Annotated in this window: 14 protein-coding genes; 7 read left to right on the forward strand and 7 right to left on the reverse strand. The window is 56.8% G+C overall.

What is annotated here, in order from left to right; all coding sequences use genetic code 11:
- Positions 1–100 precede the first annotated feature (100 nt).
- A complete protein-coding gene (gene mtnK, locus EM595_RS04360) occupies positions 101–1,300 on the forward strand; it encodes an S-methyl-5-thioribose kinase (protein ID WP_067428216.1) in 1,200 nt (399 codons plus the stop codon).
- A gap of 58 nt (positions 1,301–1,358) precedes the next feature.
- On the opposite strand, the gene fadE is transcribed toward mtnK, so the two are convergent.
- On the reverse strand, positions 1,359–3,803 hold the full coding sequence (fadE, locus tag EM595_RS04365) for an acyl-CoA dehydrogenase FadE (protein WP_067428217.1): 2,445 nt from the start codon (positions 3,801–3,803) through the stop codon (positions 1,359–1,361).
- Positions 3,804–4,115: 312 nt separating this feature from the next.
- On the opposite strand from fadE, the gene lpcA reads away from it, so the two are divergent.
- Positions 4,116–4,694 (forward strand): D-sedoheptulose 7-phosphate isomerase, encoded by a 579-nt coding sequence (gene lpcA / locus EM595_RS04370; protein WP_067428220.1) that lies wholly within the window; start codon positions 4,116–4,118, stop codon positions 4,692–4,694.
- A gap of 38 nt (positions 4,695–4,732) precedes the next feature.
- The gene (locus EM595_RS04375) at positions 4,733–5,500 is read left to right on the forward strand and encodes a class II glutamine amidotransferase (protein ID WP_067428222.1); all 768 of its coding nucleotides are present in this window, start codon (positions 4,733–4,735) and stop codon (positions 5,498–5,500) included.
- Here EM595_RS04375 and dpaA read toward each other — a convergent pair.
- Positions 5,471–6,223 (reverse strand): peptidoglycan meso-diaminopimelic acid protein amidase, encoded by a 753-nt coding sequence (dpaA, locus tag EM595_RS04380; RefSeq protein WP_067428224.1) that lies wholly within the window; start codon positions 6,221–6,223, stop codon positions 5,471–5,473. The genes EM595_RS04375 and dpaA overlap by 30 nt on opposite strands.
- Positions 6,224–6,474: 251 nt before the next feature.
- On the opposite strand from dpaA, the gene dinB reads away from it, so the two are divergent.
- A complete protein-coding gene (dinB, locus tag EM595_RS04385; RefSeq protein WP_067428226.1) occupies positions 6,475–7,530 on the forward strand; it encodes a DNA polymerase IV in 1,056 nt (351 codons plus the stop codon).
- 650 nt (positions 7,531–8,180) lie between these two features.
- On the opposite strand, the gene EM595_RS21035 is transcribed toward dinB, so the two are convergent.
- The 4 genes from EM595_RS21035 to EM595_RS04400 form a co-directional block, all read right to left on the reverse strand.
- Positions 8,181–8,402: a hypothetical protein gene (locus EM595_RS21035; RefSeq protein ID WP_157883846.1), complete on the reverse strand. Its 222-nt coding sequence runs from the start codon at positions 8,400–8,402 to the stop codon at positions 8,181–8,183.
- A 336-nt stretch (positions 8,403–8,738) separates the two neighbouring features.
- On the reverse strand, positions 8,739–9,803 hold the full coding sequence (locus EM595_RS04390; RefSeq protein WP_067428228.1) for a sugar ABC transporter substrate-binding protein: 1,065 nt from the start codon (positions 9,801–9,803) through the stop codon (positions 8,739–8,741).
- A 27-nt stretch (positions 9,804–9,830) separates the two neighbouring features.
- Complete coding sequence (locus EM595_RS04395; protein WP_067428229.1) at positions 9,831–10,829, reverse strand: ABC transporter permease; 999 nt, start codon at positions 10,827–10,829, stop codon at positions 9,831–9,833.
- Positions 10,826–12,331 carry a sugar ABC transporter ATP-binding protein gene (locus EM595_RS04400; RefSeq protein ID WP_067428231.1) on the reverse strand — a complete coding sequence of 502 codons (1,506 nt, stop codon included), beginning with the start codon at positions 12,329–12,331 and terminating at the stop codon, positions 10,826–10,828. Before EM595_RS04400 ends, EM595_RS04395 begins: the two co-directional genes overlap by 4 nt.
- A 690-nt stretch (positions 12,332–13,021) precedes the next feature.
- Here EM595_RS04400 and mgtA point away from each other — a divergent pair.
- A complete protein-coding gene (gene mgtA / locus EM595_RS04405) occupies positions 13,022–15,673 on the forward strand; it encodes a magnesium-translocating P-type ATPase (protein ID WP_067428233.1) in 2,652 nt (883 codons plus the stop codon).
- Positions 15,674–15,736: 63 nt separating this feature from the next.
- Here the strand turns inward: mgtA and pepD are convergent, their stop codons facing one another.
- The gene (gene pepD, locus EM595_RS04410; RefSeq protein ID WP_067428235.1) at positions 15,737–17,194 is read right to left on the reverse strand and encodes a beta-Ala-His dipeptidase; all 1,458 of its coding nucleotides are present in this window, start codon (positions 17,192–17,194) and stop codon (positions 15,737–15,739) included.
- 246 nt (positions 17,195–17,440) lie between these two features.
- Here pepD and gpt point away from each other — a divergent pair, with 246 nt between their 5' ends.
- On the forward strand, positions 17,441–17,899 hold the full coding sequence (gene gpt, locus EM595_RS04415) for a xanthine phosphoribosyltransferase (RefSeq protein WP_067428237.1): 459 nt from the start codon (positions 17,441–17,443) through the stop codon (positions 17,897–17,899).
- 114 nt (positions 17,900–18,013) lie between these two features.
- Complete coding sequence (gene frsA / locus EM595_RS04420) at positions 18,014–19,258, forward strand: esterase FrsA (RefSeq protein ID WP_067428239.1); 1,245 nt, start codon at positions 18,014–18,016, stop codon at positions 19,256–19,258.
- Positions 19,259–19,280: the final 22 nt, after the last annotated feature.

Consider the following 19,280-nt stretch of genomic DNA (forward strand, 5'->3'; position numbering starts at 1 on the left):
TTAAATCCTGGTTGCGTTGATACAAGGTATTGTGCCAACATGCTTCGTAGATGTATAGACGTCTGAACGGCTTATAACAGCAGAATAATGAGGATTACGTATGTCGCAATATCGTACCTTCACCGCAGATGATGCGGTCGCTTATGCGCAGCAGTTTGGCGGTCTCGCCGATCCGGCAGAGTTAGTGCGCGCCGAAGAGATAGGCGACGGTAACCTCAATCTGGTGTTTAAAATTTATGATCGTGCCGATCGCAGCCGCGTGGTGGTCAAGCAGGCGCTGCCCTATGTGCGCTGCGTCGGCGAATCCTGGCCGCTGACGCTGGATCGGGCGCGTCTTGAAGCGCAGACGCTGGTGGAACACTATCGTCACTGCCCCCAGCATACCGTGAATGTGATCCATTACGATGCCGAACTTGCGGTGATGGTGATGGAAGATCTCTCCAGCCATCAGATCTGGCGCGGCGAGTTGGTGAAAAATATCCCCTATCCGCAGGCCGCCAGCCAGCTGGGTTATTATCTGGCGCAGACGCTGTTTCACACCTCCGATTTTTACCTGCATCCACACAAGAAAAAAGAGGAAGTGGCGCGTTTTATTAACCCGCAAATGTGTGAAATCACCGAAGACCTGTTCTTCAATGAACCCTATATTGGGCACGAGCACAACGCCTATCCGGCACAGCTGGAAGAGGATGTGCTGGCGCTGCGTCACGACGATGAACTGCGCATTGCCGTCGCCAGCCTCAAGCACCGTTTCTTTGCTCATGCCGAAGCGCTGCTGCACGGTGATATTCACAGCGGTTCGGTGTTTGTCGCCGAAAACAGCCTGAAGGCGATTGATGCCGAGTTTGGCTATTTTGGCCCGATTGGCTTTGACGTCGGTACGGCGCTGGGCAATCTGCTGCTGAACTACTGTGCGCTGCCCGGTCTGCTGGCACCGCGGGAAGCGGCGGCAGGACGCGAACAGCGCCTGCTGGATGTGAAAGTGCTCTGGCTCGCCTTTGTCGAACGTTTTCAGGCGCTGGCGGTAGAGAAAACGCGCGATGTGGCGCTGGCCTTTCCCGGTTACGCATCGGCGTTTTTGCACAAGGTGTGGCAGGACAGCGTGGGCTACTGTGGCACTGAATTGATCCGCCGTACCGTAGGCATGTCGCAGATTGCTGATATGAAAACCATCAGCGATGAGGCGATGCGCGTGGAGTGCATCCGTCATGCGATCAGCCTTGGCAAGACGCTGATTCTGGCGGCGCCGCACGTGGAAGATATTGATGCGCTACTGGCGCGCATCCGGCAGAACGGCTGAATAAAAAAGGGCGGCTAATTCGCCGCCCTTGATCTTACGCTGTTGCTTACTCGCTGCTTCAGGCGGCAGCATTCTCTCTGGCTGGCAGCGTCTCTTTCACCGGCTGGGTCGCCAGCGCATCGGGTTCAAATTCCTCAACGTTGATCGAGCGCAGACGGCTGACCTCGGCGCGCTGAAAAATGGCCGCTTCCTGGTCAGTAATCCAACCCTCTTTCAGGGCGCGTTTTGCCAGTTCATCAAGCCGGGTAAACGGCAGGTTTTTCTTCAGCTGTTTGCACAGGCGATCGTGAATCGGCTCCGCCGCCATCACATCGTGCAGCGCCTGTTCCAGCTGGCCAGCGGGGTTGTGCTCGCTCGGTGCCAGATATTGCCCGCGGCCCAGTCGCGTACGGGTAGCTGAAGGAATCTGCAGAATTTTTGCCAGCTTGTGTTCCAGTCGATCGGACGGCGCGCGGCAGTGGCGGCCCGCCGGGAAAATGGTCAGGCGCAACGCACCAGCCACCAGGCGATTAGGGAAGTTGCGCAGCAAATCGTCAATCGCATCTTCTGCCTGATTCAGCGCATCCTGCACGCCCCACAGCACCAGCGGTAAATCCGCTTCCTGCCGACCTTCATCCTCATAACGCTTCAGGGTTGCCGACGCCAGATAGAGCTGACTGAGCAGATCGCCAAGGCGTGCTGAAATGCGTTCACGGCGTTTCAGGCTGCCGCCCAGCACCGACATCGCCACGTCAGAGAGCAGCGCGAGGTTGGCGCTGATGCGGTTGAGATGCTGATAATAGCGGCGTGTGGCATCGCGCGTCGGTGAGGTACTGGTGCGCCCGGCGGTCAGCCCCAGCCAGAAACTGCGCATGGCATTGCTGCCAACGTGGCCAACGTGGCTGAACAGCGCTTTATCAAACGCATTCACATCACCGGTCGCCGCGGCGGCCATCTCCGACAGAATATAAGGATGGCAGCGTATTGCGCCCTGACCAAAGATAATCATGCTGCGCGTCAGGATATTAGCGCCTTCCACGGTGATAGCGATCGGCGCACCCTGATAGGCGCGGGCAAGGAAATTGCTCGAACCCAGCATGATGCCTTTGCCACCGGCAATGTCCATCGCATCGATAATGGCGCGCTGACCGCGATGGGTGCAGTGATATTTTACGATAGCGGAGAGCACCGCAGGCTTTTCACCGAGCATGATGCCGCTGGTGATCAGCGTCGACGCCGCATCCATTACGTACGTATTACCCGCAATGCGCGCCAGCGGCTCTTCAATCCCTTCCATTTTACCGATCGATACGCGGAACTGGCGACGAATATGGGCGTAGGCACCGATCGCCAGCGCGATGGTTTTCAGGCTGCCGGTGGAGTTAGACGGCAGCGTAATGCCGCGTCCAACCGACAGGCATTCAACCAGCATACGCCAGCCCTGGCCGGCCATTTCCGGGCCGCCAATAATGAAATCCAGCGGCACGAAAATGTTTTCGCCACGGGTTGGACCGTTCTGGAACGGCACGTTCAGCGGGAAATGGCGCTTACCAATTTCGACGCCGGGCGTCTTAACCGGGATCAGCGCACAGGTAATGCCCAACTCTTCTTTATCGCTGAGTAGATGCTGCGGATCGGAGAGTTTAAAGGCCAGGCCAAGTACGGTGGCGATCGGCGCCAGCGTAATGTAACGCTTGTTCCAGGTCAGCCGCATGCCCAGCACCTGCTCACCCTGCCATTCACCCATACAGACCACGCCGACATCGGGGATGGCACCGGCATCCGAACCCGCTTCCGGGCTGGTCAGGGCAAAGCAGGGGATTTCATCGCCGCGCGCCAGGCGTGGCAGATAGTGATCTTTCTGTTTTTGCGTGCCGTAATGCTGCAACAGTTCGCCCGGACCCAGTGAATTAGGCACGCCCACGGTGATCGCCAGAATGCCGGAGACGCCGGAGAGTTTTTGCAGCACGCAGGATTGTGCATAGGCGGAAAACGCCAGGCCGCCATACTCTTTTTTGATAATCATGGCGAAAAAACGGTGCTTCTTCAGATAGGCCCACAGTTCAGGCGGCAGGTCAGCCATCTCATGGGTAATCTGGAAATCGTTGGCCATGCGACACGCTTCTTCTACCGGCCCATCGAGAAACGCCTGTTCCGCTTCGGTCAGGCGCGGCTGCGGATAGGCGTGCAGGGTTTGCCAGTCGGGCTTGCCGCGAAACAGCTCGCCTTCCCACCAGGTGGTGCCCGCGTCAATCGCCTCTTTTTCCGTGCGTGACATCGGCGGCATCACTTTTTGAAACGTGCGCAGCATCGGTTTCGAAAACAGTGCGCGCCGTATCGACAGAATGTTCAGCGGAATCAGCACCAGCGCCAGAATCACCAGCGGCCATGCCGACCAGAAGGAGGCTAGCGCGAGGGCGCCGAACCAGATAATTAGCAGCATGCTGCTCACCGCCAGTGATACGCGATGATAAAAAAGCGCGCCGATGAGCATCAGCGTTGCGATGATACTGAGAACCATCATAGTGAACCGCTCCGGTTGTGGGGAAGATGTAAGAGGTCTGACCTGTTGTTATTATCCTGGTGTAGTGCAGAGCGGCATGGCGATCAATCGGTTTACATAATAATTACAACTTGCCTCACAGAATCTTTTTCGCGGCAGCATGGCGACGCTATTTTTTGCGGTTGTCAGGCAAATGAAACAACAAAAACGGCTGGCGGTACGCCACGTTATTTTCGCACCGCTATAATGTGACCCGTGCCACGGCGGGCGCTTTCCGCTCCCTCGCCATTCCGGTAAACTCGGTGTGACCTCTCTTATTCCAAGGACCCCAACATGTACCAGGATATTATTCGTTCAGAACTCAACGAAGCAGCAGAAACGCTGACTAAATTTCTGAGCGACGATGCCAATATTCATGTCATTCAACGGGCGGCGGTGCTGCTGGCTGACGCCTTCAAAGCGGGTGGGAAAGTGCTCTCCTGCGGTAACGGCGGTTCGCATTGTGACGCCATGCATTTTGCCGAGGAGCTGACCGGTCGCTATCGCGAAGATCGCCCGGGCTATCCGGCCATCGCCATTTCTGACGTGAGCCATCTCTCCTGCGTCAGCAATGATTTTGGCTATGAGTATGTTTTTTCGCGTTATGTTGAAGCGGTAGGGCGGCCTGGCGATGTGCTACTGGGGTTATCGACCTCGGGCAATTCTGCCAACATTATCAGAGCGATCGACGCTGCCCGCGCGCAGGGCATGAAGGTGATCACCCTGACCGGCAAAGATGGCGGCAAAATGGCTGGCACGGCGGATATCGAAATCCGCGTACCGCATTTTGGCTATGCCGATCGTATTCAGGAGATTCACATCAAAGTGATTCATATCCTGATGCTGCTGATCGAAAAAGAGATGGCGAAATAATTCGCTGCTGTTGCTGATCACCACGATGTGAGGCCCTTATGTGTGAACTGCTCGGGATGAGCGCCAATGTCCCCACGGATATCTGTTTCAGTTTTACCGGTCTGGTGCAGCGCGGTGGCGGCACCGGCCCGCATAAGGATGGCTGGGGAATCACATTTTACGAAGGCAAAGGCTGCCGGACCTTCAAGGATCCGCAGCCCAGCTATAACTCGCCGATTGCGCGGCTGGTGCAGGATTATCCGATCAAATCCTGTTCGGTGGTGGCCCACATTCGCCAGGCTAATCGCGGCGAAGTCTCGCTGGAAAACACCCATCCGTTTACTCGTGAACTGTGGGGCAAACACTGGACCTATGCGCATAACGGTCAGTTAAAGGGCTATCGCGGGCTGGAAACCGGTAACTTTCGTCCAGTGGGTGAAACCGACAGTGAAAAGGCGTTTTGCTGGATTCTGCATCAGCTGGCAACGCGCTATCCGCGCACGCCGGGAAACTGGCGGGCGGTATTTCGCTATGTCGCTGAGCTGGCAGGCGAACTGCGGCAGAAGGGCGTGTTTAATATGCTGCTGTCGGATGGCCGTTATTTAATGGCGTTCTGTTCGACCAATCTTTACTGGATTACGCGACGGGCGCCGTTTGGTAAGGCGAAGCTGCTGGATCAGGATGTGGAAATCGACTTTCAGAAGCAGACCACGCCCAATGACGTGGTCACAGTGATTGCAACCCAGCCGTTAACCGGCAATGAAACCTGGCACCGCATCGCGCCAGGTGAATGGCAGCTATTTTGTCTGGGTGAGCGCGAGGAATGAGCGGGAAGCCGCCTCGCTGTCCGGCAGGAAAGTGCCGCTGCTGTTGCTGTTGTTCATCACATATTGTCCGGCATTGACGGCGACATGCGGCGGCTGGCGGTACTTCACAAACCAGGCGTAACCCGGCTGTAGCTGCTTCCAGAACGCGGCGTATACCGAATTGCGATGACGCTGCAGGTTGCTGTCGGTCATGCGAAACGGATAGATGCTTACGGCAACTTCCGGCTGACCGTTGCGCAGGGCAGCATCCACAAAGCTGAAAATCTCATCCATTTTGGCATCGGTCATGGCGTAACAGCCCACTGACACACAGTTACCATGAATCATCAGATAGCTGCCGTTGTAACCCTGCTCACGATCGTACTGGTTAGGAAAACCAATATTGATTGCGCGGTAAAAGCGGCTGTCTGGTTTCAGCTGGTTGAGCTTAACGCTGTAAAATCCTTCCGGGCTTTTAAAATCGCCCTGGCGACGTTTCGGCCCTAATCCGCCGGAAAAGTTACAGATGCGATAGCTGTCGAGCAGGCGAAACTCATTGCCGATCTTGCCATACAGTTCCAGCGTGCGTTCTTCTTTAAAAATCTGGATATAAACCGGGGTGCCCAAAAGTTGTTTCTTTAATTCTTTGCTGACCGGGGCCAGAGGTTGAACCGGTTCAGGTGTCATTGCCCAGCTGAGCGCTGGCAAAAGAATCATCGCAAACAGTAATGCGATTTTGCCCATCGTATTGCCTTTGAAAAAGAGGGTTGAACTGCAACGCCGAAAGGCGTCTGTCACTTGCATTCTCGGAAATATCCGCTATCGCTGCGCCACATTATCATCGTTTGTTTTTTTAGCAAGATGGCGACCTGGGTATTAATCAATTAAAAATGTTTTAAAGGTGAGGCCGGGTCTCACCGGTAACACAGCGGCCCTTGTGCCAGTTGCGATGAAAATTCCTGACTGTATACTTGTCCAGTATTCGCGGAGGGGCTATGCGCAAAATCATTCATGTCGATATGGACTGCTTTTATGCTGCGGTGGAGATGCGTGACGATCCCAGCCTGCGTGATATTCCTATTGCCATTGGTGGTAGTCGGGTACAGCGCGGCGTGATCAGCACCGCCAACTATCCGGCACGAAAATATGGTGTGCGCAGCGCAATGCCGACCATGACGGCGTTGAAACTCTGTCCGCATCTGCGCCTGCTGCCTGGCCGCTTTGACGCCTATAAAGAAGCGTCGGCCGCTATCCGCGAAATTTTTTCCCGCTACACCACCTTTATTGAACCGCTGTCGCTGGATGAAGCCTATCTCGATGTGACCGACAGCCCGCACTGCCACGGCTCCGCCACGCTGATCGCGCGTGAGATCCGCCAGACGATCGAACGCGAGTTGAATCTCACCGCCTCGGCAGGCATCGCTCCGATCAAGTTTCTCGCCAAGATCGCCTCCGATCTCAACAAGCCTGACGGCCAGTTCGTGATCACGCCGGATCAAATGCACCCGTTTTTGCTGACGCTGCCGCTGGAAAAGATTCCGGGCGTGGGCAAGGTCACCGCCAAAAAGTTGCAGGAACTGGGGCTAATCACCTGTGGCGACGTGCAAAAGGCGGATGTGGCGCTGCTGCTCAAGCGTTTTGGTAAATTTGGCCGCGTGTTGTGGGAGCGCAGCCACGGTATCGATGAACGCGGCGTTATCGTTGAGCGAGAGCGCAAATCGGTGGGCGTTGAGCGCACGCTGTCGGAAGATATTCACAGCTGGGAAGCGTGCCTGGAGATCATCGATTTTCTTTATCAGGAGCTGGAACGTCGTCTGACGCAAATCCGTCCCGATGGCCATATCGCCCGGCAGGGCGTGAAGCTGAAGTTCAACGATTTCCAGCAGACCACGCAGGAGCACGTCTGGCCGGTGTTAAACAAAGAGGATTTGATCGCCGTGGCGCAGGAAGCCTGGAATGAACGCCGCGCTGGTCGCGGCGTCCGGCTGGTGGGGCTGCACGTGACGCTGATGGATCCGCAGCTGGAGCGACAACTGTTATTAGAGATTTGATTCCAGGCCGGGAACGTGGCGGCTTCCTGTGGCCGGAAAGGCCAGAGGATTTTGCCTGGCGGCAGGCTTTAAGGTCAACGTCTTTAAGGTCAACGGCCATTTTGTTCTGCCTTGCAGGCTGGCTGTTTAAAGGCCAGGTCAATGGCTATTTCGTTTTGCCTGAAGGCTGGCTGTTTAAAGGCCAGGTCAACGGCGATTTCGTTCTGCCTTGCAGGCTGGCTGCTTAAAGGCCAGGTCAACGGCGATTTCGTTCTGCCTGAAGGCAGCCCGAGCAGGGCCGGCAGTCGCCCCGGCCCTGCACCCGCGCTATCCGGCAAACACAACCGCCCGCTAAAGCGGGTACCCTCAGCAAAACCCTTTTCCTGACGGACCGGACGCGATTCGCTCCTGCTCAGCGCGCCCTCTCGCCGCATCCCTGCGGCTCGCCCTGGAAAACGCTTTTGCCTCGGCGTTTGTGATGCCTCCTCAAGGTCAAAACCCAGGTCAAAACCCAATAGATTAAAAGCAAAGTCTTAAATAAATCCCAAACCTCAAACCTCAAACCTCAAACCTCAAACCTCAAACCCCAAAATGAATATCTATCCAACTCCAGTCCCAGTCCTGATTTGGAAGCACTCGAGACGGCAATATAGATATAACAGTGCAATAACTCACGGTTTGTATCCCAAGTCTGAAGTGCTTTTGAAGTGCTTTTGAAGTGCTTTTGAAGTGCTTTTGAAGTGCTTTTGAAGTGCTTTTGAAGTGCTTTTGAAGTGTCTTATGTTTTGGTGTTTTGGTGTTTTGGTGTTTTGGTGTTTTGGTGTTTTGGTGTTTTGGTTTTGACCTGGGTTTTGACGTTGAGGAGGCATCACCACCGCTGAGGAGGTGAACATTTCAGGATGTCCCGCCATGGATGGCGGGACAAGGGAGCGCTGAGCGGGGAGCGAATCGCGAGCGGTCCGTGAAGAAATGTGAACTGACGAGGGTACCCGCCTGCGGCGGGCGGTTGTGTTTGCCGGATAGCCGGGGTGCAGGGGCGGGGCGACTGCCGCCCCTGCTCGGGCGGCCCGAAGGGCAGAACGAAATGGCCGTTGACCTTAAGACGTTGACCTTAAGACGTTGACCTTAAGACGTTGACCTTAAGACATTGACCTTAACGCCGCCTGCCAGGCAAAAAACCGGCCTTTCCGGCCACAGGAAGCTGCCCCCATTGCCAGCCAGCAATGCCACTACTTATTTTGAGCCGCCAGCGTCGCAAACCACGGCGAGACAAAATCCGTGCTCTCGCCCCAGCCGGGGATAATCTTATTCAGCGTGGCGACGTTAACCGCACCCTGCTGGCCGTTAAGCTGATCCTGTGAAATGGCGTTAGCCTTGAACTGATAAGTGGCGGGCGTGGCTTCACCGGCGATTTTTTTGGCGACCAGCCGCATGTTGATCGCCCCAATCAGCTTACTGTCCACGGCGACCGTTTGCTTCCACGGGCTCGCTTTCTGCCGCATCAGCTGCAAATCCTGGTTAGAAACGTCGATACTGTAGAGCTTTACCTCGGTGCGGCCATTCTCCTGCAACGCCTTGTAAGCGCCCTGACTGAACGCATCCCAGGCGCCCCAAATCGCGTCGAGCTGGCCTTTAGGATACTTCGCCAGAATGGCACCGATCTTGTTGGCGGTATCGCCCTGTACATCGGAGGAGACCGCACCAATCGACTCCAGCTGTTTAATGCCTGGATTCTCTTTTAACACCTTTTCATAGATCACCTGGCGGCGTTCCATCGGTGGGAAACCGGCGACCCACAGCTTGACGATATTGGCTTTGCCGTTGAAATCCTTAACCAGCTGATTAAGCGACAGCGAGGCGAGTGAGGCGTCATCCTGCGCGGTGACGGTAACGCCAGGCAGGGTACCCTCTACCGGCGTATCAAACACCGACACCTTGATGCCCGCATCGGCGATACGTTTTACCAGCGCGCTGGCGTAAGGTGCCTTGCCGTGGGAAAGCACAATGCCATCATATTTCTGACTGATCGCCTGGTTCACGAAGTCCTGGAAGCGGGCATCATCACCGTTGCTTAAAAAAGTGCTGACCTTGAAGCCGAGCTTGCGTCCCTGCTGGATAGCACCGGCAACAAACTGCGTGGTGTTATCGTCTGAACCGAGGTTGCGGATCACCGCAATGCGCACCGGACCGTCATGGTTGGCAATGGCTGCCGGCACCGCAGCGGTGCTATCGGCAAAGGCGGGAACGGCGGCGAGCAGGCTCATCGCCAGCAGTGAACAGCGGAAGGTTTTCATTATTTTTTTACCCTGTCTGTGAACGCCTTAGCGGCGCTGAATGTAAGTAATCGCCAGCGCTATCGCCAGCACCAGCCCTTTAATAATGTCCATGGCGTAATAGGGAACGGAAAGCATCACCAGACCATTTTGTAAGACGCCGAGAATCACCGCGCCAACCAGCGTGCCGAGCGCGTTGGGTTTGCCGGAACCGGCAAGCGAAAATCCGATCCACGCCGCGGCGACCGCATCCATCAGGTAACCGCTGCCCGCATTGACCTGCGACGAACCGATGCGCGAGGCGAGCAAAATGCCGCCCAACCCGGCCAGCAGCGAGGCGATCACATAGGCAAGCACGCGATAACGGGTAGTGCGAATGCCGGAGAGCCGTGCCGCTTCCGCGTTGCCACCCAGCGCATACATGCGGCGGCCATGGCGGGTCAGCGAGAGCGCCAGCTGAGCTACCAGCGTCACCGCCAGCATGATAATCACGATAACCGGCACCTGACCGAGCAGGCCAAAGGCCGCGGGAATGGTGCCTTCCGCCATATCGCCGCTCGGCAGCACCATGTTTTCGGTGATCGAGCCGCCAAAACTGTAGGTCATCGCCACGCCCTGAATCACAAACAGCGTCGCCAGCGTCGCCAGCATGTCGGGGATTTTCAATACCACAATCAGAAAGGCGTTGAACAAGCCAACCAGCGTGCAGAGCAGCAGGGTAATCACAATCGCCGCAGTGGTGCCGAAGCCGTACCAGACGAACAGTGAGATCACCAGTGCGTTAGCCAGCGAAGCGGTTGAACCCACCGACAGATCGAAGCCGCCCACGGTCAGCGATATCGATACGCCGATAGCAATCACCGTCACAATGGCGATGGAGCGCAGAATGTTGATGATGTTATTGGGTTCAAGAAAGCTGTCGGATGCCAGGCCAAAGCCGGCAATCAGAAGCACCACCGTCAGCAACATGCCCCATTTATAGAGGAACTCGAACACATGATGACGCAGCGCAGGCTGCGTTGGGAGACGTTGATCGTTGCTGCTCACGCAGGGGTTCCTCCGGTGGAATAGAGTAAAAGGGTTTCTTCATCGACGTCGCAGGCGGCCATTTCAGCCACGATGCGCCCATCCCACAACACGCAGATGCGGTCACACAGGCCAACCAGTTCTGAAAACTCGCCCGAGGCGTAGATCACGCCTTTGCCCTGGCGCGCCAGGCCGTCGATAAGCGTAAAAAGGTCGGTCTTTGCTTTGATATCCACGCCTTTGGTCGGCTCGTCAAAAATCAGCACGTCGGCGTCGTTGCGCAGCCATTTGCCAATTGCCACCTTTTGTTGATTGCCGCCCGACAGGCGTCGCAGGATCTGCTGCGGACCGGTGGTGCGCACGTTAAGTTTTTGGATAAGGCTTTCTGCCCAGCGCCACGCCTGACGACGATCGAACAGCCCGGCACGTGAAAAGCTTTTATCGGCGCTGACGCTGAGGTTCATGCTCACCGATTCATCGATGAAAATGCCCTCTTTGCGGCGCTCTTCCGGCACCAGCGCCATGCGCTGGCGGACAGAATGGTGCGGTGAGCGCGGACGCCAGGGCTTGCCATGCAGCTCTCCGCTACGCACATGGCTGATCGATGCGCCAAACAGCGCCTTACAGAGTTCACTTTTACCGGCACCGGCCAGCCCGGCGATGCCGAGAATTTCGCCTTTGTGCAGCCGCAGCGAAATGTCCTGCAGCAGATGCTGATCATGCAGCCCCTCCACCGCCAGCAGGGTCTCGGTTGACGGCGCCGGGCGTGCAGGCGGATAGATATCATCAAGCTGATGGCCGAGCATCTTTTCAACAATCTGCTCGCCGCTCAGCGCCTGCATCGGCAGGGTTTCGATCAGCTGGCCGTCACGTAGCACGGTCAGCCGATCGCAAATCGCCTTTAGCTCATGAATGCGGTGCGAGATAAACACCACGCCGATGCCGTTGCGTTGCAGACGACGCACCACGTTAAACAGCCGCTCGCTTTCATGACGATCGAGCGGGGCAGTGGGCTCATCAAGGATCAGGAAACGGCAATGGTGGGAAAGGGCGCGCGCCAGCAAAATATGCTGTTTCTCGGCCAGCGTGCAGCGTTCAACATTGCGCCTGACGTCAAGCTGCACATCAAGCTGGGCCAGCAGCTGGCGGGCCTGTTGACGCAACGCGCGCCAGCTAAAGCGTCCGCCCGAGGCGGCGATCTGATCGAGCAGAATGTTTTCCGCCACGCTGAGCTGCGGCACCAGTGCCACATCAACTTCCTGCTGCACGATATGAATACCGGCCTGTTTGGCATCGCGCGGGGAACGAATAGCGATCGGCTGGTTATCCAGCAGGATTTCGCCGCTGTAATCGGCATGCGCGCCGGACAGCACAGCCATCAGCGTCGATTTTCCAGCACCGTTGGCACCGGTCAGCGCATGGATTGAATGGCCTTCAAGGGTGAAATCAACCTGACGCAGCGCGGCAAAGCCGCCAAAGCTGATTGAGATATTGCGCATATCAAGACGGTTTATTTCACTCATCAGTCCATTAGCACCTGTAAGCCAGTGACGTGTCGCATTTTTTCCTGCCCGGGCAGGCGTGGCAACGACCGAAAGGCTATAAGCTAACACAAAATATTATTAGCCATCCAGACATCTGGGTGTAAAAGGGTCCACATTGCTATTTTGTCGATTGCGGCGGCATTTACCGCCAGCCAGTCATTTTTTACACGTTGTTGATAAAGCGTTGACGAACGCAGCGGCAGAAACTAGCAGGGATTTTTATCTATAAAACTGATTTATAAGGAGTAATTCGTAAATTGCTTCCCAGGGCAGGACTCGGGGAAGACGGTTTACAGGCTCTGGCTACGGGGCTATAGTCTTGCCAAATTTCAGCATGAGGCGAGTAGATTGGACGACAACCCCGGCGATTTCGCCTTATTCACCGGCAGGTAAACTTTCCTCTGTGGTTTGCCTGCCTTTTTCTGTGGCGGGCGATGCTTCACCCCTCTGTGAGCGGTTTCATCCCCCCAACATGCTGTGCTTATTGCCGCCCGTGCGGCATAACGCATTCACCGTGGAGATGACTATGAAAGACCGACCCAGCGGGTGAAGATGACGAAAGCGCATACCACGTCAGATCGGCACGCCTCTCTTCGCTTCTCCCCACCCTAATCCCTTAACCGCAGGCCATTCCTGCATCTGTCACTTTTCCCAAGGTGGGGCCAGATCATGTCTAAAATTCAGAAAACAGCGCCGCGCTATGCGGTGGATCGTCAAATGCAGCACGCGCTGGATGACGTCATGCAGCAGCTAAATAGCCACCCGCATGGCCTGTCGTCAGACGAGGCAAAGCAACGGCTTGCGCATTATGGCCGCAACGACATCGCTGGCAAAAAAGCGCCGCCGGTGGCAATCCAGTTCGCGCTGGCGTTTAACAATCCGTTTATTTTTGTGCTGCTGGCGCTTGCCGCGGTGGGCTTTATTACCGACTTCTGGCTGCCGTGGCGACACGGTGAAGAGACCGACCTGACGGAAGTCACCATCATGCTGACCATGGTGCTGCTCAGCGCCATGCTGAGTTTCTTTCAGGAGTACCGCACTAATAAAGCCGCGGCCATTCTGCAAAACATGGTGCACAGCTACGCCACGGTTATTCGCTGCGATCAGCATGGCACCACCGCAGAAAGCGAGGTGCCGCTGGCCAGCGTGGTGCCCGGCGACATCGTTGTGCTGCACGCGGGCGACACCATTCCTGGCGACGTGCGGCTCATCAGCAGCCGCAACCTGTTGGTCAGTCAGGCGGCATTGAGCGGTGAATCGCTGCCGCTGGAAAAGTATGCCGTGGCGCAGGCTGTCGCACAGTCGCAGGACGAACAGGCGTTGTTAAGCCAGCCCGGCATCTGCCTGATGGGCACGCACGTGGTCAGCGGATCGGCGACTGCGCTGGTGGTGGCTACCGGCAACCAGACCTGGTATGGCGGTCTGGCAAGTGCGGTGCTGACTAACAAACCGAAAACGGCTTTTGAGCACGGCGTTAACAGCGTCAGCAAACTGTTAATCCGCTTTATGCTGGTGATGGTGCCGGTGGTGTTTGTGATCAACGGCGCGGTGCATCATGACTGGAGCGATGCGCTGATGTTTTCCCTGGCGGTGGCGGTGGGCCTGACGCCGGAAATGCTGCCGATGATCGTTAGCGTCAACCTGGCAAAAGGCGCCATCATGCTGTCGCGGCGTAAAGTGGTGGTGCGCCGACTGAACGCTATACAGAATTTCGGCGCGATGGACGTGCTCTGTACCGATAAAACCGGCACCCTGACGCAGGACAACATCGTACTGGATCGCTGTCTGAACAGCGTGGGTCAGCCCGATGCGCGCGTGGCGCAGCTGGCGTTGCTCAACAGCTTTTATCAGAGCGGTGCTAAAAATATGATGGACCGCGCCATTTTGCGCCTTGCGGATGCGCCGCACGCCAGCGAGAGGCTCCAGCGTTATCACAAAGTGGATGAGTTGCCGTTTGATTTTGAGCGGCGGCGGCTTTCGGTGCTGCTGGCCGATGGAGAGCAGCACCGCCTGATCTGCAAGGGCGCGGTGGATGAGATGCTGGCGGTGGCCACCCGCGTGCAGTGCGGCGAACGATCGCTGGCGCTGGATGACGCGCGCATTGCCGCTTTGCAGCAGCAGGTGAGCCAGCTGAACGCTGAGGGTTTTCGCGTACTGTTGATCGGCGAACGTACGCTGAGTCAGGCTCATGGTCTGGCGTTGACCGCCGACGCCGAGCGCGATCTGACGATTGTTGGTCTGCTGACCTTTTTCGATCCCGCTAAAGAGAGCGCCGCCGCGGCGATCCGCGCGCTGCATCAGCACGGCGTCAGCGTCAAGGTGCTGACCGGCGACAACGCCATTATCTCAGCCAAAATCTGTCGTGATGTTGGACTGCAGGTTGATGAGGCGCTGCGCGGCAGTGACATCGATGCGCTGGACGATGCCAGCCTGGCGCAGGCGGTGGAGCGTCGTACGCTGTTTTGTCAGCTGACGCCACGGCAGAAAACGCGCGTGGTGCAGGCGTTGCAGCAGAATCGCCATACCGTCGGCTTTCTCGGCGATGGCATCAACGATGCGCCCGCATTGCGCTGCGCCGATATCGGCATTTCAGTAGACACCGCCACCGACATTGCAAAGGAATCGGCGGATATCATTTTGCTGGAAAAAAGCCTGCTGGTGCTGGAGGAGGGCGTGCTGCTGGGACGGCAGACGTTTGGTAATATCATCAAGTATCTGAACATGACCGCCAGCTCCAACTTTGGCAATGTTTTTTCCGTGCTGGTGGCCAGCGCCTTTTTACCTTTTTTGCCGATGCTGGCGATTCAGCTGCTGATTCAGAACCTGCTGTACGATATTTCACAAATGTCGCTGCCGTGGGATGGCATGGATGCGGAATTTCTAGCTCAGCCGCGGCAGTGGGATGCTAAAAACATTGGCCGCTTTATGCTCTTTATGGGGCCGACTTCGTCGCTGTTTGATATCGCCACCTGGGGCGTGATGTGGTTTGTGTTCGCCGCCAACGCGCCCGCGCATCAGTCGCTGTTTCAGTCAGGCTGGTTTATTGAAGGGCTGCTGTCGCAAACGCTGGTGGTGCATATGCTGCGCACGCGACGGATCCCTTTTCTGCAGAACTGCGCCAGCTGGCCGGTGGTGATCATGACGTTGCTGATTGTGGCGGTGGGCATCGGCATACCCTTTTCGCCGTTTGCCGCTGCGGTAGGCATGGTGGCATTGCCGCCCGCTTACTTCCTCTGGCTAGTGGCGATTTTGGTGGGCTACTGCGTGGTAGCGCAGGGTGCGAAGCAGCTGTACATCCGCCGCTTTGGCCAGTGGTTTTGACGCCCAGGGCATAAAAAAAGGCGAGCGGTCAGCTGACCGCTCGCCCGTTACACGCTGCCGTGATTATTTGGCAGGAATCGCCTTCAGCAGGGCGGTCAGCAGCTGCCAGTACAGGCCAACGCTGGCGATGTGCACCTGCTCATCCGGCGAATGCGGACCGGTGATGGTCGGGCCAATCGACACCATATCCATATTCGGATATGGCTTCTTGAACAGACCGCACTCCAGACCGGCATGAATCACCTGAATGTTTGGCGTTTTACCAAACAGTGACTGGTAGGTTTCCCGCACCAGCGCCATCACCGGCGAGCTGGCGTCAGGCTGCCAGCCAGGATAGCCGCCTTTTGCTGCGCCGTGCGCACCGGCCAGTTCGGCCAGCGAGGTCAGCGTTTCAACCACATACTCTTTACCGCTGTCGATCAGCGAACGGATCAGGCAGATGATTTCAGCCTGCTGATCGTTGATCGACACCACGCCGACGTTCAGCGAGGTTTCGACCACGCCTTTTACCACGTCAGAATTGCGGATCACGCCGTTCGGCGTGCTGTTCAGCAGCGCGATAAAACGATCGCGGCTGTTGGCCGTTAGCGCCTGGCCGTTATGCGCCAGCGGTTCGGTTTGCAGATTGACGTTTTTATCTTTGTCGCTCAGTTCGTTCTGCAGCGTGGTGAGATAGGCCATCGCCGCTGATTTCAGCGCGTCGACTTTCGCAGCCGGTACTGCCAGCGTGGCAAAAGCTTCACGCGGAATGGCGTTGCGCAGCGTGCCGCCGGTAAATTCAATCAGGCGCAGATCGAGATCGCGAGCGTGCGCCGCGAGGAAACGCGCCAGCAGCTTGTTGGCATTGCCGAGGCCAACGTGAATATCGCAGCCGGAGTGGCCGCCTTTCAGGCCTTTCAGCGTCAGACGCAGGGTTTCGTAATCGGCTGGCACGGCTTCCCGCTCAACCGGCAGCGTGGTGATAAAATCAACGCCGCCCGCGCAGCCCATATAGACTTCGCCCTCTTCTTCGGAATCGGTATTGACCAGGATTTCCGCCTGCAGCCAGTTGGCCTGCAGACCGAAAGCTCCATCCATACCGGACTCTTCGGTCATGGTCAGCAGCACTTCCAGCGGGCCGTGCTCGACGGTTTTGTCAGCCAGTACCGCCAGCGCCGAGGCCATACCGATGCCGTTGTCGGCGCCCAGCGTGGTGCCGCGCGCTTTCACCCATTCGCCATCAACATAAGGCTGAATCGGATCAGTGGTGAAATCGTGAACGGTATCGTTGTTCTTCTGCGGCACCATATCAAGGTGCGCCTGCAGCGCGACCGGCTTGCGGTTTTCCAGTCCGGCGGTGGCAGGCTTGCGAATCAGGATGTTGCCTACGGCATCGCGCTCGCACCAAAAACCTTGCTCTTTTGCCCAGCTGACGATGTGTTCTGCCAGCGCTTCTTCATGATAAGAAGGGTGGGGAATCGAACAGATTTTAGCGAAAATATCCCACAGCGGCTGTGGCGAGAGTTGAGAGAGTTCAGACACGACAAATCTCCTGTGTCGGTGGGGAGCAGTTATTGCCCGCACGCGTTGGTTCCAGTGAAAGATCGCCGCCAGCACTGCTGACGTGATGGCCTGAGAATATCACCCTTTATTGCAGGGTGCGTTATCCACAGGCGCTAAAATCAGCCGTCCGGGCTGGTTTTTAATGATTATCATCCTTATAATCTCGCGCAACCTTTTCCCATTGCACATTTTTTAAGCCAATAACATTGGCCGGGATATCTTTATATGAGCGAAAAATACGTCGTCACCTGGGACATGCTCCAGATTCATGCCCGCAAGCTGGCACAGCGTCTGCTGCCGGTTGAGCAGTGGACCGGTATTATTGCGGTTAGCCGCGGCGGCCTGGTGCCAGCTTCATTACTGGCGCGCGAATTGGGTATTCGTCACGTCGATACCGTCTGCATCTCCAGCTATGACCACGATCACCAGCGTCAGATGAAAGTCCTGAAGCGCGCCGAAGGCGATGGCGAAGGCTTTATCGTGATTGATGACCTGGTGGATACCGGCGGCACCGCGCAGGCGATCCGCGACATGTATCCAAAAGCACGTTTCGTCACCATTTTCGCTAAACCGGCCGGTCGCCCGCTGGTAGACGACTATGTGGTCGATATTCCGCAAAATACCTGGATTGAGCAACCGTGGGACATGGGCGTGGTTTATATTCCGCCAATTGTGCAAAAGTGATTGATCTGTCACATACAACGCCCGGTTATCCGGGCGTTGTTGTTTCTGCGGGTCGCGCCATTGCGGGAGCTACAGTAAACTTGTGCATCGTCCCATCCCCAGGAGAAGGCCACAATGAGTGCAAAGAACCTGAGCGAAGAGTTATTCAAGCCGCGATTTAAACATCCTGAAACCTCGGCGCTGGTGCGTCATCGCACCGGACAAACCGTTGCCGTGCACTCCACGCTGGACGGTGAAAACCCGGTCGGCTGGTATCGCATGATCAACCGCATTATGTGGGCATGGCGCGGGCTGTCATTGCTGGAGATCAGTGAAGTGATGGCGCGCATTGCGGTCAGTCAGGCAGAACGCACCGATCCCACCCGGCTTGATACGGTAATCGGCTTTCGCAACGGCAACTGGATTTACGAATGGTCACGCCAGGCGGGCATCTGGCAGCAGCAGGCGCTGGATTCTGCGGATGAGGACGCCGGTCAGTTTTGGCTACGTGCCGCACATCTGTACAGCCTGGCCGCATATCCGCACATCAAAGGCGACGAACTGGCTGAGCAGGCAGAAGCGCTGGCCAATCGCGCCTATGAAGAGGCGACGCGGCGCCTGCCGGGCGAGCTAAAAGCGCTGGAGTTTCCCATTCCCGACGGCAGTCCGATCACCGGTTTTTTGCACATGCCCGCCAACGTCGACGCGCCTTATCCGGTGGTATTGATGTGCGGTGGCCTGGATGCGTTGCAAAGTGACCATTATCGCTTCTTCCATGACTATCTCGCGCCGCGTGGCATCGCCATGCTGACCGTCGATATGCCCTCGGTGGGCTTCTCCTCAAAATATAAACTGACCCAGGACAGCAGTTTTCTGCATCAGCACGTGCTGCGCGGCCTGGAAACGGTGCCGTGGGTGGACCACACGCGCGTGGTCGCCTTTGGCTTCCGCTTTGGTGCCAACGTGGCGGTGCGCCTCGGCTATCTGGAGTCGGCGCGGCTGCGCGGCGTTGCCTGTCTCGGCCCCATCGTGCACAGCCTGCTTACCGAAAGTCAGCGTCAGGATCGCGTGCCGGAAATGTACATGGATATGCTCGCCAGCCGTCTCGGCATGACCAGCGCTACCAGCAGCGCGTTACGCACCGAGTTGGGTCGCTACTCGTTGAAAATGCAGGGGCTGCTGGGACGGCGCACGCCGGTGCCGATGCTTTCCGGCTACTGGCAAAACGATCCGTTCAGCCCGGAAGAAGATTCGCGACTGATTGCGCGATCCTCCGCCGAGGGACAACTGCTGTCGGTGACCTTCTCGCCGGTAATGAAAAGTTTCGATCAGGCACTGCTGAAGATCTGCGACTGGATTGAGAAACGTCTGGCAAGATGATTTGCTATTATTCAATACTTTG

Source organism: Duffyella gerundensis, from assembly GCF_001517405.1.
Taxonomy (GTDB): Bacteria; Pseudomonadota; Gammaproteobacteria; order Enterobacterales; family Enterobacteriaceae; genus Duffyella; species Duffyella gerundensis.

Excerpts from the sequence above, each read along its gene's own strand:
- mtnK (WP_067428216.1), top strand. The coding sequence starts at position 101 with ATGTCGCAATATCGTACCTTCACCGCAGATGATGCGGTCGCTTATGCG.
- fadE (WP_067428217.1), bottom strand. The coding sequence starts at position 3,803 with ATGATGGTTCTCAGTATCATCGCAACGCTGATGCTCATCGGCGCGCTT.
- lpcA (WP_067428220.1), top strand. The coding sequence starts at position 4,116 with ATGTACCAGGATATTATTCGTTCAGAACTCAACGAAGCAGCAGAAACG.
- EM595_RS04375 (WP_067428222.1), top strand. The coding sequence starts at position 4,733 with ATGTGTGAACTGCTCGGGATGAGCGCCAATGTCCCCACGGATATCTGT.
- dpaA (WP_067428224.1), bottom strand. The coding sequence starts at position 6,223 with ATGGGCAAAATCGCATTACTGTTTGCGATGATTCTTTTGCCAGCGCTC.
- dinB (WP_067428226.1), top strand. The coding sequence starts at position 6,475 with ATGCGCAAAATCATTCATGTCGATATGGACTGCTTTTATGCTGCGGTG.
- EM595_RS21035 (WP_157883846.1), bottom strand. The coding sequence starts at position 8,402 with ATGTTCACCTCCTCAGCGGTGGTGATGCCTCCTCAACGTCAAAACCCA.
- EM595_RS04390 (WP_067428228.1), bottom strand. The coding sequence starts at position 9,803 with ATGAAAACCTTCCGCTGTTCACTGCTGGCGATGAGCCTGCTCGCCGCC.
- EM595_RS04400 (WP_067428231.1), bottom strand. The coding sequence starts at position 12,331 with ATGAGTGAAATAAACCGTCTTGATATGCGCAATATCTCAATCAGCTTT.
- mgtA (WP_067428233.1), top strand. The coding sequence starts at position 13,022 with ATGTCTAAAATTCAGAAAACAGCGCCGCGCTATGCGGTGGATCGTCAA.
- gpt (WP_067428237.1), top strand. The coding sequence starts at position 17,441 with ATGAGCGAAAAATACGTCGTCACCTGGGACATGCTCCAGATTCATGCC.
- frsA (WP_067428239.1), top strand. The coding sequence starts at position 18,014 with ATGAGTGCAAAGAACCTGAGCGAAGAGTTATTCAAGCCGCGATTTAAA.